A 15,998-nucleotide genomic window follows, 5' to 3' on the forward strand; every position below is an offset into this window, starting at 1 on the left:
TTTTAATTATCATATCCGGTTTTTATCATGGGTGTTGTTATAGTAGGGTATGTACGTACGCCTATAGGGAAGTTCGGTGGTGCGTTTAAAGATGTAAAAACTCCCCAACTTGCTGCATTTGTAATTAAGAAGTTACTAGAGAGAACAGGGATAGAGGGGAGGATAGTAGAGGAGGTAATCTTTGGCTCTACTTTGCAAGGAGGGATGGGCCAGAATCTATCTAGATACGCAGCGCTACTGGCTGGACTGCCTGTAGAAGTTAGTGCATACACAGTCAATAGGGTTTGTTCCTCTGGTATGCAAGCCATCATTGATGCATATAGAGAAATTGCCTTGGGAGATGCCTCAGTTGTTATAGCCGGCGGCGCCGAGTCTATGTCCACTCTGCCTATTTGCCTACCTCAAGACGCTAGATGGGGAATGAGACATTTCATCGGGAGACGCGTAGAGCTTATAGACTTGATGGTGTACGACGGCTTGATTGATCCAACAAATGGCTTAATTATGGGAGAGGAGGCCGAGATGGTTGCCAGAGAGCATAAGATGACTAGAGAGGAGCTTGACTGGGTTGCATACGAGAGCCATATGAGAGCCTGGCGTGCCACTGAAAATAAGTGGTTTGATGACATGGAGCCTGTAGATGGCGAATTTGGCGGAGTTAAACTAGACAGAGACGAGGGGATTAGGCCTGATACCTCTTTGGAAAAACTCGCAAAACTCAAGCCAGCCTTTAGGCCAGACGGCCTTTTGACAGCCGGTAATTCAAGTCAGCTTTCTGACGGCGCCGCCGCCCTCTTACTAATGTCTGAGGAGAAGGCGAGAGAGTTAGGCGTAAGGCCTATTGCGCGTATATTGGGGTACAGCTGGCACATGGTAGAACCATGGCGTTTTACAGAGGCTCCAGTATATGCAATCCAGAAGTTGTTAAAGAAACTAGGCGTTGGCTTGGACTATTTTGACTATTTTGAAGTAAACGAGGCGTTTGCTGTAGTTAACGTTTTGGTACATAAGCTACTGGGTATACCATATGACAAGCTTAATGTCTTTGGAGGTGCCATAGCGTTAGGGCATCCGCTTGGCGCATCAGGAGCGAGGATTGTGACTACCTTGATTTCTGTTTTAAGGAGAATGGGCGGCAGACGTGGTATTGCAGCGTTGTGCCACGGCACGGGGGGTGCTACAGCATTAGCAATAGAGTTAGTGACGTAAAGTCAAAAATAGTGGTTGCAAGTTTTCACATAACAGTTATATAGGAACAGACTTGTTTGTGTTTATGGACTATCGTATTGTAGTGGATGCTATAGATTACGAGAAGGCGCGTCTAATAATTACGTCGTTTATCAAAGAGTACGTTGCCGGAGCTGGCGTCAATGGGGTGGTTATAGGCCTCAGCGGCGGTGTGGATTCAACAGTTACCGCGGCGCTTGCAGTAGAGGCCCTGGGTAGTGGGAGAGTTTTGGGTTTGTTTATGCCGTCTATTTATACACCTAAGGAGGATGAGAAAGATGCCATAGAAGTGGCTAATAGGTTAGGCATTAGACTTATCAAAGTGGATATCATGCCAATAGTAGAGGCGTATGCCAAGTCTATCCCAGATTATTCGCCTGACGATAGAGTATCTGTAGGTAATATAATGCCGAGGGTTCGCATGTCGATACTCTACTACTATGCAAATAGATATAATATGTTAGTCGTCGGTAGTGGTGATAGAAGTGAGTTATTACTGGGGTACTTTACAAAATATGGCGATGGGGGGGTGGACTTTTTACCAATCGGCTCTTTATATAAGGTACAGGTTAGAGAAATGGCGAGGAGGTTAGGCTTTGGTTGGATATCTGAAAAGCCAAGTAGCCCCCGGCTGTGGCACGGCCATACGGCTGAGGGCGAGCTCGGCGCGCCGTATGAGGTCTTAGATACAGTACTTTATGCCATATTTGATAAAAAGATGCCGTTGGACAAGGCTAGGGAGATGTTTGGAGAGGTCGTAGATCTAGTAATTAATAGAGTAAAGACTAATGCCCATAAGTTAAAGCCTCCTCCTTACCCTGATTTAACGCCGGCACGAAGAGATGTTTAAAAGACGGCGCGGGATTTTCAAAGGCGTTGTTCTCTATATCTTAAAGTCTAAACCACTCAGTGGGTATGAGATACTGAAAGAACTTAGTAAATTGACGGCGGGTAGATTCGTGCCGTCTCCTGGCACTCTCTATCCGCTTCTTTCATATTTAGAATCTGAAGGATTTATAGAAGCTAGAGAGACATATGTAGGTAAAAGGAGGAAAAAGATATACGCCTTGACGCAACGTGGAGAGGAGTTCTTAGGTAAACTCTTAGAAGACGAAGAATTTAGAAGTCTCATACAGACATTAGAAAGCGGCGGTGTTGAAGACGATTTATTAGTGGCCATAAGAGACGAGCTTGTATACATAGACGAAGTTTTTGACGAAGTCGAGGGCAGAGATAAAGCAGTTCTAGAGGAAATCTATATAATCTTAAGGCGTCTAGAAGACAAAGTTCTAGCTAAACTAAAGCAAATATGAAATCCCTCTTACACAGGGGTTGGACTACTACTCCAGAAATTTTTGAGCTATCCTTACTTTGTGTATGTTATAGAGATGAAGCGCGGCGTCTTTTAGCGTAAAGAACTTCATTTTACATTTTGTACAGACTATGTGTTTCACCCCCCATTGATCTATTTCCACAGAGAGATACGACCTAAGTTCCTGAGGTACATCCATACCTTAGATAGATGATCGTTTAATATCTTATTATGCCCCTCTTACACGGCGCCGGCCCTCTTCGGAGGGGCTCGGGGGATTGTCTCCTTATGCCAGACAGGCTGGAGTTTGCGCATGAGATAATCGAGGAGGTGTTTCCTAAGTACGGGTTGGGGAGGTACTTCATAAAGCAGGGAAAGGTGTTTTGGCGTGATGTGGCATTTCACAGAGCGGTCCCCCTTGACGCTCAATTGAGAGTTGAAAACGAGAGAGACGTGGGCAGAGCGGTCTTTGTCGACCTCAAGAGTGGTGTTGTTAGAGTGCGACGACTACAGAGGACGTTCACAGTTCGTCTTAGGAAACAGACCGTCGAGTGGATTAGGCAGAGGTTGGAAGAAGACGCCAAGCTCAAGTTGGCGTTTCTTGGCATAGAGAAGCGGAAGGACAGGAAGGAATTAACATACGGAAAGCTCTATATAGCGCTTGTCTTTGCTAGAGAGGCCCAACCGATCGTGTCGAAAGCTATCGTCGCCGTGTATGTCAACCGCCTAGACCACGGCATGGTAATCGGCATTGTAAAAGACCGAAAAATTGTGAAACGATATAGAGAGAAGTGGGAAACAGACATATGCGGCGTATCATTCGTGGTCTCAACGACGCACGTAATAACATCCCCATACACTGGGCAAAGAGGAGGTATTGGGAGTTGTTGGAAAAGACTAAACAACCAGCTTTCTCCCGGAGACCACCACACTTTTAAACTCGTAAGTTTCTTCACTCATGAACCAACCGGCCCTGGGGGCACGGCCGACTCCGCCGAGCCCATCTGCGCGGGCACGGCCGGTTCCCCCTGTCCCCCGCGGCCCGAAAGGGCGTCGGCGGAGGCGGGCTCGGAGTCTCCAGGGAAGGTCGGTGTCGTGAAAAGAGGGTACATTAAAGAAATGTATGATTTGTGGAATTGATGAAGCAGGAAGAGGGCCTGTTGTGGGGCCTATGGTGATTGCAGCCGTGGCAGGAGACGGGGAGAGGTTGCTACAGCTAGGGGTGAGAGACTCTAAGACGTTGAGTCCTACAAAAAGAGAGGTTATATATGCCAGAATTATTGAGGTTGCAGATTGTGTAAACTACGTAGTGGTGGAGCCTCACATAATCGACGAGTATGTAAGACGCAGGATGTTAAATTCGTTAGAGTTGGATTTTACGGCTAGGCTTATAGAGCTGTGTCCAGCCGAGTTGTATTATGTAGATTCTCCAGATGTTAACCCTAGGCGGTATGGAGATGCCTTATCTTTCATAACTGGTCGTAGAGTTGTAGCGTTACACGGCGGAGAATCAGTGCCTCAAGTCGCCGCCGCTAGTATTGTAGCTAAGGTTATCAGAGATAGGCTGATAGATATACTTAAGCGTGAAATTGGCGACTTTGGTAGCGGCTATCCTTCAGATGTAAAAACTATAGAGTGGCTTCGTTTGGGTAAGATACCTGTTGAATGTGTAAGACGCAGTTGGAGAACGTTGCGATATCTTAACACATAACCTTGCCCTATGGTAGAAATTATTTAAATAGGTTTTGTTTGCCTCGTATGTGAGCGTCGTCGATTTAAGTCTTTGGGAACCTCGTACAGAGTTGGGGAGGTTAGTAAAAGAGGGGAAGATAAGGACGATAGATGAGATATTTGCAAATAACTACATTATAAAAGAGCCCGAAATTGTAGACATACTACTGCCAGGTTTAAAACAGGAGATTTTGAACATAAATGTAGTTCAGAGACAGACACATGCCGGCGAGCGTAGTCAGTTTCAAGTTGTTGTCGCAGTCGGAAATGAAGATGGATACGTTGGCGTCGGCATTGGAAAGGCGAAACAAGTGAGACAAGCCATAGAGAAGGCTGTTAGAGAAGCTAAGCTTAATTTAACGCCTGTGAGAAGGGGGTGTGGCTCTTGGAAATGTTCATGTGACGAGCCGCACAGCGTGCCCTTTGTAGTAAGGGGAAAGTCCGGCTCTGTGGAGGTTACTTTAATCCCAGCGCCTAAAGGCGTTGGGCTGGTGGCTGGAGATGTTGCAAAAGTTGTGCTTAGGCTTGCTGGGATTAAAGACGTTTGGACACAAACACGGGGAGACACTAGGACAACTCTAAACTTCGCCATGGCTGTCTACAACGCGTTAAGAAACACCTATTACTTCAAAATATGATGGAGACAAAGGAGAAGGTAGTATATCCACGTTACGCAGTAATACGGCTTAGAGGTATACCAACGACGCCTAGAGATATAGCGACTACATTACATTTGCTAAGGCTCAGGAGGAAGTTTACTATGGTAGTCGTGCCAGGGACGCCGAGTATAATTGGTATGATACAGAAGGTGAATGACTGGGTTACCTGGGGTGAGATTGATGCAGATACTCTTGCAGAAGTTTTGAAAAAGAGGGGACGTATAGTCGGCGACAAGCCTTTGACATTGGAATACCTCCAGAAGTGGGGCTGGCAGTCTTTTGAAGAGGTCGCGCTTGCCTATATAACAGGCGAGATAGACAGCCTCTCCTGTAGAAAAGTCAGAGTACGAGAAGGCCAGAGGCCGCCTTGTATACCATATCTAAAGCCGTTCTTTAGGCTACATCCGCCGCGCGGCGGCCTCAATAGTGTTAAACTGCATTTTTCAGTAGGTGGAGACTTGGGGTATAGAGGGCCTTTGATAAATGACTTGATACGTAGGATGTTATAACTACCAAAGTATATACACTAGCCAACCGGCTGTTATTATTAAGATAAGCCACATAATAAAGTTTGACTTAGCCATTTTACTTCCGTCTAGCGTTGGGAGTGGGAGCATGTTAAAAAACGCTAGCCACGCGTTTATATATGCAAAAAACCAAAAGATACCCGATTTAAACAGCTCCATGAACAATATGCCGAGTAGTGCAAATGCGACATTGGCAAGAGGGCCGGCTGCGGCTATGTAAAATACGTCTCTTCTCTCGTCGCCGCGGCCGTAGAGTCTAAATGGTGATATCACCACCGCTCCAGGTGCGGCAAATACAAATCCAAAGAATAGTGGGAGGATTATCGCAAGGGGTAGGAGTGTGTAATCGGCTTGAAACATTGCAAAATACCCCAGTCTCCGTGCCACTTGTCTATGGGCAAGCTCATGGCCTATAAATGCAAAGAGTAAGACAAAGAAAGTCACCGGGAGATACCGGGCTACGAGCCCCCAGTTTATCCCTCCAAAAATGCCCCGTCCAGCCATCGAGATGGCAAACCCTATTGACAAGACTACAAGCGCTATAGCTAAATCTATCAACTCTCTTTTCCTAAGATGTTGATCATACACACTGACATCCAATTCCTAGAGTTTAAATCTCTTAATGCTAGGAGAGCTCTCTTAAACAGCTTACGAAGGCGGCCACCAGTACAGCCTCCTTTGTTGCGCCCCCTTTCAAAGAGCGGTGCCCCGGCCCTCTCCTGGGGGCTCGGGGCCCGTCTCTGCCAGACGCCCTCGGTGGGCGGGGCGGAGGCGAGAGGAGCCGGCCGTGCCCGGGCGTACGGGCGCAACAGATCGGCCGTGCCTCCAGGGCCGGGGAATGTGGTTCATGAGTGAAGAAACTTACGAGTTTAAAAGTGTGGTGGTCTCCGGGGGAAAGCGGGTTGTTTAGTCTTTTCCAACAACTCCAGATACCTCTTCTTGGCCCATACCAGCGGCACGTTGTCTCTGTGGTCTGAGAGACTGTTGATGGACGCCGCCGAGACGAACCCGCCACTTGCCGAGACGCTATGGTGGCCAACATCCTTTTTGTAACATTGTCGCTGTACGCGTCTGGTAGAGAGAGTAGGCGTCGTTAAAGGTCGCGCCGTCTCTGCCCCATCTAAATTTGTTCGCTAAGTGCATAAAGCGCCTTTTCGATAGCGCCTTTCTCTATGACGTAGACCCCCTGCTTATGGCGTGTTGCGATACCCCTAGACACTAGAAACATCATTAATTTCCGCAATTCCCACCCACAGCGTCTATCTGTGCCACATATTTCACGAGTTCTTACAACGACTATGTTTCCCTTCTCTGCCTTTTTATTGTGCAGGTAATATATCAAGGCAGAAATCCATTTGTTTTTCACATAAAATTCTTGAAGATATTAAGCAACTGAAGCATAGGGAGACTTAGTTTATTAATAGAGACAACTAAGACGGTCTTGCGTGGGGGAGATCCCACTAATTGCACAGTTGTTTTGTCAAGCCCCTATAACCTTACAAAGATACAACAGACGCATTAGTAATAATTCTAAGACTATGGTGAGACCTTCCGTGAGGCTATGGCTTACACCTCTTTATCATGGGCACCGCCTCACTGGCGTATAAATCGTGCGTAGGAGATATAAACATATTGAGATAAGTCGGTATGCCTAATAACGTCCATATGTCACGCGACGTTAATCTCTATTTTGGCGTATCACTCTCAATCAAGCGGGCTCTTTCAATACGTTCTGCCACATCTCCAAGGTTTGGAAAAGGAAAGGCAATTTACTACCTAAGCGACGTGACAGGATCTATGCAGTTGTGGCAGTTCGACGGCACTAGACACGATGTGGTAGTGCCATGGGAAGGCAGAGTCTCTGACTATCGCATTGCAAACGATGGCACTATCGTAATAGCGACAGATTTTAACGGAGATGAAAAATGGCGTCTTTACATAATTAATGACGACGTCGTAGTTCCAGTATCTCTCGAAGGGGTGAACTACCTAGGCGCGTGGTCTCCCGACTCACGTAAACTAGCTTTTACATCTACACTAGACGACGGCCAAAACTTCAACCTTTATGTCTACGACCGTGACACAAACTCTGTCGTAAAGCTGGCTGACATCCCAGGTATAAATATCGTAGAGGAGTGGTCAGACGTTGGGATATTTATAACACATTATGAAACTAATTTACATAGCACAATATATTGGTATAGAGACGGCGAGTTAAAAGAAGTCACAAAACATAGCGGAGAGACGTGGAGTCACTCGCCTAAGTACTTAGGCAATGGCAAACTACTATATCTCACAAACGCGGACTGGGAATACGTTGGTATTGCACAAATAGATTTGACAACTGGGAACTGGAGATATGTCATTCAACTAGACCGCGATGTTGAGCTTTTTGACGTATGGAGAAGCTACCTAGTTTTTACCCTTAATGAAGAGGGGAGCTCTGGTCTCTACTACATGCACATGCCCTCCGGTTTGACACATAAGATAACGATACCGAGGGGCGTAATAACTTCACTACAGTATAGAGAGGAGAAGTTGCTTTTTTCCCTCTCTAGTGTAAATAGAGGGCATGAGGTATACTTATACCAAAGCGGCGTGGTAAGACAAATTACAGATTCCCCCAAGTTTGGCTTGGCGTTAGATAAGATCCCAGAACCGGAATCTGTTTGGTATACAAGCCACGACGGTAGGAAAATACAGGCAAATATATATAGACCCCCAGGCGAGGCAAAGGGAGTTGTGGTTTATTTACACGGCGGTCCCGAGAGCCAAGATAGGCCGGAGTTTAAGCCTCTATTAGTTGCTCTTCTCATGTCTGGCCTCATAGTAGCCGCCCCAAACTACAGGGGTAGCACCGGGTTTGGAAAAACCTTCGTACATCTAGACGACGTAGAGAAGAGGTGGGATGCCATAAAAGACGTCGAGACCTTCGCAAGGTGGTTAATGTCAGAAGGCATAGCTAAGAAAAAGCCATGTGTAATAGGCGGCTCTTACGGCGGTTATTTGACATTGATGTCTTTAGCAATGGCTCCGGAGATTTGGGCATGTGGTGTTGAAATGATGGGAATCTTTAACCTAGTTACATTTCTAGAACGTACAGCTCCGTGGAGGAGGAGATATAGAGAGTTTGAATACGGCTCGCTTGAAAAACACCGAGACATTCTTATACAACTCAGCCCATCTACACATGTAGAAAAAATAACCGCGCCTCTAATGGTAATCCACGGCGCAAATGACATACGTGTACCTGTATATGAAGCCGAGCAGCTGGCTAAAAGACTGAGCGAACTGGGGAGAGAGGTTAAGCTCATAATACTTCCGGACGAGGGACATACTATCACAAAAGTAGAAAACAGAGTAAAAGTATATACAGAGGCTATAAAATTCATTATGCAACACATATCTACATAGATCTCTACCGCAGCCAAACCCCGAAGGCCCAGACTCCTCCCTCCGGTTGCCGACTGAGGCCAGAGGAAAGCCAGACATGACTCGTCTCCCCGCCCTAAAGGGCGGGGGTTTCTCCTCGCCCACGCCGTCATGGGTATCCATGATACCTCGGGCGTGGGGTCATTGAGCATGGGGCCGGGCGACACGCGACCCTTCTCGAGTACTTCCAGCGTCTTCCTCTCGATGTTTACTACTGTAGCGATATCTCTACAAAAATTTTTCAACAATTACGAAGTTCAAAAACTGTCCTGGGGTGGCAGATAATGGTGCTGGACTGACGTCTGACTCTGCGCGAGCTATCCACTCGTTCCGGTGTATCTGGGCGAGCTCCCAGGGAGGGGCCGGGGAAAAGATAGGGGGCCTCTACTTGATCAATAGTTTTAAAAACTTAGTGATAAGACCTACGATGGTAAGCGTACCTGGGCCTGTCTCCCTAATTGAACCGCTGAGTGGAAACACAATATTGGTGATTAAGATAAATGCGCTACATGTAGTAAAACGTTCTAAGTATCAGGAAATCATAATAGCAGATACAGAAGACTTCGGCCGCGCCTTGATACTAGATGAGTATATTCAATCGTCTTATTACGACGAGGCGTATTACCATGAGAGTCTAGTGCACCCCGCCATGGTTACACACATATCACCGCGAGATGTATTAATACTCGGCGGCGGAGAGGGGGCAACTCTAAGAGAGGCGTTAAAACATTCTACAGTCAAAAGGGCTGTGATGGTAGACATCGACGAGGACGTTGTAGAACTCTCAAAAAAATACCTTCCGCAGATGCACCAAGGCGTTTTTGAAGACCCACGCGCGCAGGTGGTAATAGAAGACGGCTTTGTATATGTAGAAAAAGCTCTTAAAAACGGGGATAAATTTGATGTAGTTATTATGGATCTTACAGACCCGTATAGTTCAGAAATTGCAAAACAGCTCTATTCGCCAGAGTTCTTTAAAAAACTCGTTGGACTGTTAAGAGAAGACGGAATTATCGTGACTCAAGCCGGCAATAGCTTCTTCTTCCCAGAGGCTTACGACATGGTGTTACACGGCGTAAAATCAAGCTTCCCCGTCGTCGCAGAATACAACGTGTGGATACCTTCTTTTGGATATGCAGTAAATTACATCATCGGATCGCTCAAATACGACCCCACTTCATTAACAGCGGAGGAAGTTGAAAAACGACTTAAAGAAAGAGGTGTAAAAACACTGTTCTACTCTGGTAAAACACACGTAGGCCTTATGAATTTACCTATTTACCGCAAGATCCGTCATGTATGAAGTAGAGGTAATAAGGGGGGCCTACAGCAATTTACTACACAACCAAAAGATAGCTCTAGTAGTATCCTCAGGAGTTTCGCTTTATAAATCTATAGACACAGCACGTCTATTAATTAGACATGGGGCCGACGTCTATGTCTTTATGACGCCGCAGGCAGCACGATTAATTTCGCCACATCTCTTCTGGTGGGCCACTGGACATAAGCCTGTTGTTAAACTTACAGGCGCCACAGAACATATAGAAATATGTGGAAAAGTAGATGTGGTAGTTGTTGCGCCAGCTACTGCAAATACTCTTGTCAAAATGTCTTTAGGCATAGCCGATAACGCTGCTTTGACATGTGTCCTCGCGGCGTCTAAAGCCAAGAAGGTGGTTGTCCCAGCCATGAATTTAGCGATGTGGAATACGCCCCAAGTACAAGAAGCTATAGAGAGACTTGGCAAACACACCATAGTTGTCCCGCCGCTTTTTGAAGAAGGTAAGGCGAAATATCCGCCGCCTGAGGAAGTAGTTGAATATGTAATAGATGCCACTGCGCCGAGAGATTACGAAGGCGTCCGCGTTTTAGTAACAGCAGGCCCCACATACGAGCATATAGACGACGTAAAATATATCACAACGCCTAGTAGTGGCCTCACGGGGTATTACTTTGCTAGGGAAGCCGCCGCGAGAGGCGCAAAAGTGACGTTGGTGACAGGCCCCACAGACCTCAAGCCTCCTCCAGGCGTAGACCTCATAAAAGTAACGTCTGTGCTTGAGATGTATCAAGCAGTTGTAGAGAGAGCAGAAAGTCATGACGTATTTATCTTCGCAGCGGCCCCCCTAGATTTCTATGTTGAGAATAAAATAGGCGGGAAAATCGATAGCTCTCTATCACAATACGTTGTTGTATTACGCCAAGCGCCAAAGATAGCCCAAGACGTTAAAAAATACAACCCACGCGCCTTTGTAATAGGCTTTAAGGCAGAACATGGCGTTAGAGAAGAAGAATTAATCAAAAGGGCGAGACAAAGGATGGAGACAGGGGGTTGGGATATCGCCTTGGCACATGATGTATCTAAGATGGGGTTTAGAACGCTAAAAGACGAGTACCTCCTCCTGACGCAAGACGGGATAGAGAAGATAGGGCCGGCTCACAAGCGGGAGTTGGCAAGGGCCATATTGACTATTGCATTGGATAAACTTCGAAAATCAACTAGACCTACGTAGAGTCAACTGTAGAGTTTTTACCAGCTGATAGTGTTTTTGCTCATCTAACTCAATAGAGAGAATTAAAGCCCTTAGTACGGGATCTCCCAATTTGTAAAGGTCGGCGATACTTTCTCTCATCGAAGACTCCTCTTGCGCCAGCGTCTCAAGTTCTTCCACAGTTATGCCTAATTCATCTGCCTTTAGCCTCCCCGAGAGATAGTCTAGAATCATCGTTAATATCTCTGCATGGCGGAGGCTATCTGTGGCAATCTGCATAAACAACGCTCTCACAAGAGGATTACGTACTTTGTACGAATAAGCCATAGCTCTTGTAGCAGTCTCTTGTTCAAGCCGAATTCGCGTCTGTATTAATTCCTCTAGTTCTACCTCTGGACTTTTTTGAGCAAGGATATTGGAAACAACTTTCGCAAGCTCGGTGAGATCGATAGGCCCCCTAGCCCCGCGTTTTGCCGCATCGGCAAACATTTCGGCATGGCTTTTAATAAGCGACATAATTCTCTCATCGCTAGTCAATACATTAACAAGCTCTCCACCCCTCTTTCCAGACAGATACATAGAAACGGCGGCTGGCGTCAAGCCAAGAAGTCTCGCAGTTTCGTTTACGCCCAAGCCCCTCTCTACTAACTCCCGTGCGAGGACAGCCCTAACAGCTGAGAGCACTCTCTCTAAACTCATAATAGCTTATTACAATATAAACATTTATAAATTGCGGCGAAGAAATCGGCTATGTATAGAGTATATGAACGAAGGGTGGAGGTGCCTATTAGAATTTCTAAAGGCGCAGACGAACAAGCAAGACTGAAAAAACTAGAGAGATGGCCACGTGAGGCAGGAACCACAGTTGTCTTAGACGAATCTGGCTCTAACTTTAACAAATTGACACAGATATATGCAACAGACTACGGCCTTGAAATTGGCGAAAAGAAGTGGGATATTAAGACAGAGGGAGATTCTATAAAAGCTAGGCTCGAAATTCCACTTCTAAAGGGAAGGGAGGTCAAGGGCCTAGCTGTAATGGAGGCAGCTATACCCAAGGCGCCTGTTGGCGAAGAGGGAAATAACTATGTCTATAAGGCAGAGGTTCTATACTACATAGAAATCGACGAGCAAATACTTGCAGAATCTACAACCAGCGGAATGGTAGAGTTCAGCTTGTAAGTGCTCAGAGGCTTTGGAGTACTCCTACATATATCTAGTCTCCCCGGCGGATGTCTAGCCGGTGATCTGGGGCCATCTGCTTATAAATTTGCCGAGTTTCTTTCTAAAGCTGAGGCTACCTACTGGCAAATCCTCCCCCTAAGTCATACACTTCCAGAGTATGACGACTCTCCTTATAGCGCAGTCTCGCTATTAGCCGGAAACCCCGCTCTTATAAGTCTTGAAAAAATGGCGCAAGACGGATTGTTGGTTAGATCTCCCCCCAAATGTCCGTCTGTAGAGAGGACAAGTTTTGCAGAGTCATGGGAGCTAAAAAGGCGGTATGTTGAAGAGGCATTTGAGGCCAAACTCGGCTGGCGAGACTACGAGGAGTTTATAGCCGAGAACTCCTGGTGGCTAGAGTCCTATGGCAGATATATGGCACTTAGGGAGACTTTTAGAGTGCCATGGATCCAATGGCCAGAGTGGGCTCGAAGACTAAATACGCCGCTACCGCCTAAATTAGCCAAGTTGGCAGAGTTCTATAAATATGTCCAATATGTCTTCTGGCGTCAATGGGATGATCTAAAGAGATATGTCAACAGTCTGGGGATATTCACCATAGGCGATCTCCCGATTTATCCAGCGTTAGACAGTGCCGACGTTTGGGAAGGCCGGAGATACTTCAAGCTTGCGCCAGACGGAACCCCCCTCTATGTCTCCGGGGTGCCGCCTGACTACTACTCGCCAACTGGCCAGCTCTGGGGAACCCCAGTATACAACTGGGAGGAGCTGAGGAGAGACCGCTACGTCTGGTGGACGCGGCGGCTTACGCGGATGTTGTCTTTATTCGATTACCTACGTCTCGACCACTTCAGAGGTTACGTGTCATATTGGGAGGTGCCGTATGGCGAGCCCACGGCGGTTAGAGGTAGATGGGCGCCAGGCCCCGGAGAGGAGCTCTTTAAGGCTGTCGAAGAGACTCTCCCAAGGCTTATAGCGGAGGATCTGGGCTTTATAACTCCAGACGTGGTGGAGCTTAGGAGGAGGCTGGGCATTCCCGGCATGCGCGTCCTACAGTTTGCCTGGGATGGAAATCCCGCGAATGAACATAAGCCGCATAACTACGAGAGAAACCTTGTGGCGTATACCGGAACTCACGACAACAACACCATAGTCGGTTGGTGGAGAGAGGAGACAACACCGAGGTCAAGGCGGGAGGCCCTCGCATACATAGGCGGCTGTGGGAAAGAGATAAACTGGTGTTTCATACGCCTTCTTTTTTCTACGGTGGCAGACGTGGCGGTCGTCCCAATACAAGACGTCCTTGGGCTGGGTAGCGAGGCCAGGATAAACAAGCCCGGCACCCCTAGAGGCAACTGGAAATGGAAACTGGCTAAAGACCCGCCTATAAATTTCGCCGTAAGACTAAGGCGACTCGCTAAGCTCTACGGCCGTTAGCTCTTCACATAGAATAAAAACTCGTACACTATTATGTACCATTCTGTGATGTTGTGTGCCGCATCTGAGATGTGACGACAAACCTCCGGCTGACGTGGGGAGAAGCTCCCTTTGTTACACCGGCCCTCTCCGGGTTAGCGGCTGATGCCATAAGAGTAGCAATAAAATAACCCCGTCTTTACTTGCGTTAATCATTGGGCTTTACAAAAACTCAAATCCGACAATAGACGCCACTGGGAATCCAGAACTATGGGCTTTTAGTGAGTCTGTATCTTTTCTATAGACTCACGTATTTTCTCGGCGAGCCAGAGCAACTCTTCCTTGTCCCTGTTGGTGAGGTTCTCCCGCCACTTATCCACTAGTCTGCCTAAAAGCTGAAGTGTAAAATGTAGTGCCGGCCAATAGGGGTGGTGTTCTGCAATACTGTCAGCCAGCTGCTGTAGTTCCTCTACTCGCCTTAACATTGCTGTAGTTACGTCAGGCTCCATCACCCTATCGAAACCGCCTTTTTGTCTTCTAGACGGCGCTCTACACCTAGATATTGCTTAAGTAGATTCGGCAGTACGATTTTCACTACTTTACTCCAATCGCGCCGGATGGCGTCTTCAAGCCAGCTACAGTTTACACCACCGTATTCGGCATAATACATTGAGAACGCCCTGTCTAGGAAGTCATATATTGGATGTGCCATACCATTTCGTTCTACATCCACAGCGAGACGTTTGTAACCCCAGCTTTCTAATAACTTAAGCACCTCTGGGTGTAGTAATTGAAATATAACCTCACGACTCATATCTGCACTATGCGTTATCTATATATAATCTTGACGTTTTGCGATATTTTTCGGCGTCCCGCCCGAAGCCCAGACTAATAGATTCTTAACGGCTTCTTCTACCATCTTTCTCCATACCTCCTCACTTCCATACCCCCCAGCCACCCAAGGCGTTGCAATGACGTTAGGTAGTGAGAAGAACTCGGCGTCTTTAGAAAAATCGTGACGCCCCCACCAGACGTCGCTGGCGAATATAAAGCGGGGTCTTTCTTTTACAATCCGGAGGGCGCCCTCTCTATCCACTACCTCCGCCCTACCCACGTTTACAAATACTGCATCCTCTCTCATCAAGGCGAGATGTTCATACTTCACAAGCCCCCTAGTGTGTTTTGTAAGCGGCAGCGCACAGACGGCAGCGTATGCGTCGCGGAGGGCGTCCTCCAGCCTATGGGTAAACCTCCAAGGCCCCTCTCGCGGCGTGCGGGCGAAGCCCCACACCTCCGCCCCCAAAGCCGCTAACGCCCTAGCCGTTCTAGAGCCTATCTCGCCGAGGCCGAGAACGGCGACCTTCTTCCCCGCCAAGACGGGGACGGGGATGTCCCTCCCGTAGTCGCCCCTCCTCATCTTCTCGCTGTAGTAGAACACCCTCTTGAAGGCTGCTAACAACATCCCCAGGGCGAATTCGGCGACGGCGTCGGCGTTTGACCCGGCGTTGCCTGCCACGGTCACGTGTGGGGGAATGTGCTCCCAGGGCAGATGGTCCAGTCCGGCTGTCACCACCTGTATAAACCTCAGCCTGGGCATCTTCGCCAGCTCCTCCGGCGTTAGCTTAGAGACAAGAGCCGCCTCTACCCCGCTTAAGTCGCCTCCTTTAACGATGCGGAAGTGCCTCTTTAGCTCCTCTTCGAGCTCCTGTGGGATTTCGAAGTTTACGTAGAGCTCCACGGGAGCAGAAACGCCCCAATATATAACAATTGAGGAGAGGGGCTTTAAGACGTCTGCAGTCTCGGCGGCCACGTCGCCAGGCGCAAAGACGTGGTGGTTCGCTGGCGCCTCTTCCAAGCGGATGGGTCCCCCGGACCTAACCGCGGCTTGGGCGCGGCAGACATCCCTTAGATAGTTGCCGCTCGACGTATCCGGCCCACAGCCGCCTCTTCAAACTTCGGCGCCGTGCAGTGGGCGAAGGCGGCCATCTCGCCGCGGCTCTCCACTACCGCTTCCAGC

At 47.8% G+C, this 15,998-nt stretch carries 18 protein-coding genes and 1 pseudogene; 12 read left to right on the forward strand and 7 right to left on the reverse strand.

The features are described 5' to 3' along the window. Positions 1 to 27 precede the first annotated feature (27 nt). The 3 genes from ACZ49R_RS02050 (at position 28) to ACZ49R_RS02060 (ending at position 2,540) form a co-directional block, all read left to right on the forward strand. Positions 28 to 1,209, forward strand: a complete 1,182-nt coding sequence (locus tag ACZ49R_RS02050; RefSeq protein WP_464733531.1) for a thiolase family protein — start codon at positions 28 to 30, stop codon at positions 1,207 to 1,209. Positions 1,210 to 1,273: 64 nt separating this feature from the next. Continuing rightward, positions 1,274 to 2,077, forward strand: a complete 804-nt coding sequence (locus tag ACZ49R_RS02055) for an NAD+ synthase (protein ID WP_053240394.1) — start codon at positions 1,274 to 1,276, stop codon at positions 2,075 to 2,077. Next, positions 2,070 to 2,540, forward strand: coding sequence for a PadR family transcriptional regulator (locus ACZ49R_RS02060; protein WP_011763041.1), 471 nt, complete (start codon positions 2,070 to 2,072; stop codon positions 2,538 to 2,540). The genes ACZ49R_RS02055 and ACZ49R_RS02060 overlap by 8 nt, the downstream gene beginning before the upstream one ends. A gap of 27 nt (positions 2,541 to 2,567) precedes the next feature. Here ACZ49R_RS02060 and ACZ49R_RS02065 read toward each other — a convergent pair whose 3' ends face one another. Continuing rightward, on the reverse strand, positions 2,568 to 2,738 hold the full coding sequence (locus tag ACZ49R_RS02065; RefSeq protein ID WP_464733532.1) for a hypothetical protein: 171 nt from the start codon (positions 2,736 to 2,738) through the stop codon (positions 2,568 to 2,570). A gap of 77 nt (positions 2,739 to 2,815) precedes the next feature. On the opposite strand from ACZ49R_RS02065, the pseudogene ACZ49R_RS02070 reads away from it, so the two are divergent. The 4 genes and pseudogenes from ACZ49R_RS02070 to ACZ49R_RS02085 form a co-directional block, all read left to right on the forward strand. Beyond that, positions 2,816 to 3,325, forward strand: a pseudogene (locus ACZ49R_RS02070) (zinc ribbon domain-containing protein); the annotation flags it as partial. Positions 3,326 to 3,662: 337 nt separating this feature from the next. Next, positions 3,663 to 4,250: a ribonuclease HII gene (rnhB, locus tag ACZ49R_RS02075; RefSeq protein WP_464733533.1), complete on the forward strand. Its 588-nt coding sequence runs from the start codon at positions 3,663 to 3,665 to the stop codon at positions 4,248 to 4,250. Between the two features lie 49 nt (positions 4,251 to 4,299). Further along, complete coding sequence (locus ACZ49R_RS02080) at positions 4,300 to 4,908, forward strand: 30S ribosomal protein S5 (protein WP_011763044.1); 609 nt, start codon at positions 4,300 to 4,302, stop codon at positions 4,906 to 4,908. After that, the gene (locus ACZ49R_RS02085) at positions 4,905 to 5,438 is read left to right on the forward strand and encodes a 50S ribosomal protein L30 (RefSeq protein WP_011763045.1); all 534 of its coding nucleotides are present in this window, start codon (positions 4,905 to 4,907) and stop codon (positions 5,436 to 5,438) included. Before ACZ49R_RS02080 ends, ACZ49R_RS02085 begins: the two co-directional genes overlap by 4 nt. Here ACZ49R_RS02085 and ACZ49R_RS02090 read toward each other — a convergent pair whose 3' ends face one another. Together ACZ49R_RS02090 and ACZ49R_RS02095 are read right to left on the reverse strand one after the other, a co-directional pair. Further along, positions 5,439 to 6,044 carry a site-2 protease family protein gene (locus tag ACZ49R_RS02090; RefSeq protein WP_011763046.1) on the reverse strand — a complete coding sequence of 202 codons (606 nt, stop codon included), beginning with the start codon at positions 6,042 to 6,044 and terminating at the stop codon, positions 5,439 to 5,441. It abuts the gene before it with no gap. Positions 6,045 to 6,576: 532 nt separating this feature from the next. Continuing rightward, on the reverse strand, positions 6,577 to 6,822 hold the full coding sequence (locus ACZ49R_RS02095) for a hypothetical protein (protein ID WP_011763047.1): 246 nt from the start codon (positions 6,820 to 6,822) through the stop codon (positions 6,577 to 6,579). A gap of 281 nt (positions 6,823 to 7,103) precedes the next feature. Here ACZ49R_RS02095 and ACZ49R_RS02100 point away from each other — a divergent pair, with 281 nt between their 5' ends. The 3 genes from ACZ49R_RS02100 (at position 7,104) to coaBC (ending at position 11,401) form a co-directional block, all read left to right on the forward strand. Next, positions 7,104 to 8,870: a S9 family peptidase gene (locus tag ACZ49R_RS02100; protein ID WP_464733534.1), complete on the forward strand. Its 1,767-nt coding sequence runs from the start codon at positions 7,104 to 7,106 to the stop codon at positions 8,868 to 8,870. 445 nt (positions 8,871 to 9,315) lie between these two features. Beyond that, positions 9,316 to 10,191 (forward strand): polyamine aminopropyltransferase, encoded by an 876-nt coding sequence (speE, locus tag ACZ49R_RS02105; protein WP_011763050.1) that lies wholly within the window; start codon positions 9,316 to 9,318, stop codon positions 10,189 to 10,191. Continuing rightward, positions 10,184 to 11,401, forward strand: a complete 1,218-nt coding sequence (coaBC, locus tag ACZ49R_RS02110) for a bifunctional phosphopantothenoylcysteine decarboxylase/phosphopantothenate--cysteine ligase CoaBC (RefSeq protein WP_464733535.1) — start codon at positions 10,184 to 10,186, stop codon at positions 11,399 to 11,401. The genes speE and coaBC overlap by 8 nt, the downstream gene beginning before the upstream one ends. On the opposite strand, the gene ACZ49R_RS02115 is transcribed toward coaBC, so the two are convergent. Further along, a complete protein-coding gene (locus ACZ49R_RS02115; RefSeq protein WP_464733536.1) occupies positions 11,384 to 12,079 on the reverse strand; it encodes a ferritin family protein in 696 nt (231 codons plus the stop codon). The two genes, coaBC and ACZ49R_RS02115, sit on opposite strands and share 18 nt — an antisense overlap. Positions 12,080 to 12,130: 51 nt before the next feature. On the opposite strand from ACZ49R_RS02115, the gene ACZ49R_RS02120 reads away from it, so the two are divergent. Next, the gene (locus ACZ49R_RS02120) at positions 12,131 to 12,562 is read left to right on the forward strand and encodes a hypothetical protein (RefSeq protein WP_464733537.1); all 432 of its coding nucleotides are present in this window, start codon (positions 12,131 to 12,133) and stop codon (positions 12,560 to 12,562) included. After that, on the forward strand, positions 12,563 to 14,002 hold the full coding sequence (malQ, locus tag ACZ49R_RS02125) for a 4-alpha-glucanotransferase (protein WP_464733538.1): 1,440 nt from the start codon (positions 12,563 to 12,565) through the stop codon (positions 14,000 to 14,002). 257 nt (positions 14,003 to 14,259) lie between these two features. Here malQ and ACZ49R_RS02130 read toward each other — a convergent pair whose 3' ends face one another. From ACZ49R_RS02130 to ACZ49R_RS02140, 3 genes are read right to left on the reverse strand one after another with little or no spacing between them, the layout of a single operon-like run. Then, a complete protein-coding gene (locus ACZ49R_RS02130) occupies positions 14,260 to 14,490 on the reverse strand; it encodes a hypothetical protein (RefSeq protein ID WP_011763055.1) in 231 nt (76 codons plus the stop codon). Next, positions 14,490 to 14,795, reverse strand: a complete 306-nt coding sequence (locus ACZ49R_RS02135) for a hypothetical protein (RefSeq protein WP_464733539.1) — start codon at positions 14,793 to 14,795, stop codon at positions 14,490 to 14,492. Before ACZ49R_RS02135 ends, ACZ49R_RS02130 begins: the two co-directional genes overlap by 1 nt. A gap of 18 nt (positions 14,796 to 14,813) precedes the next feature. Beyond that, positions 14,814 to 15,719 carry a 2-hydroxyacid dehydrogenase gene (locus ACZ49R_RS02140; RefSeq protein WP_464734080.1) on the reverse strand — a complete coding sequence of 302 codons (906 nt, stop codon included), beginning with the start codon at positions 15,717 to 15,719 and terminating at the stop codon, positions 14,814 to 14,816. Positions 15,720 to 15,998 lie beyond the last annotated feature (279 nt).

This window comes from Pyrobaculum organotrophum (assembly GCF_055384425.1).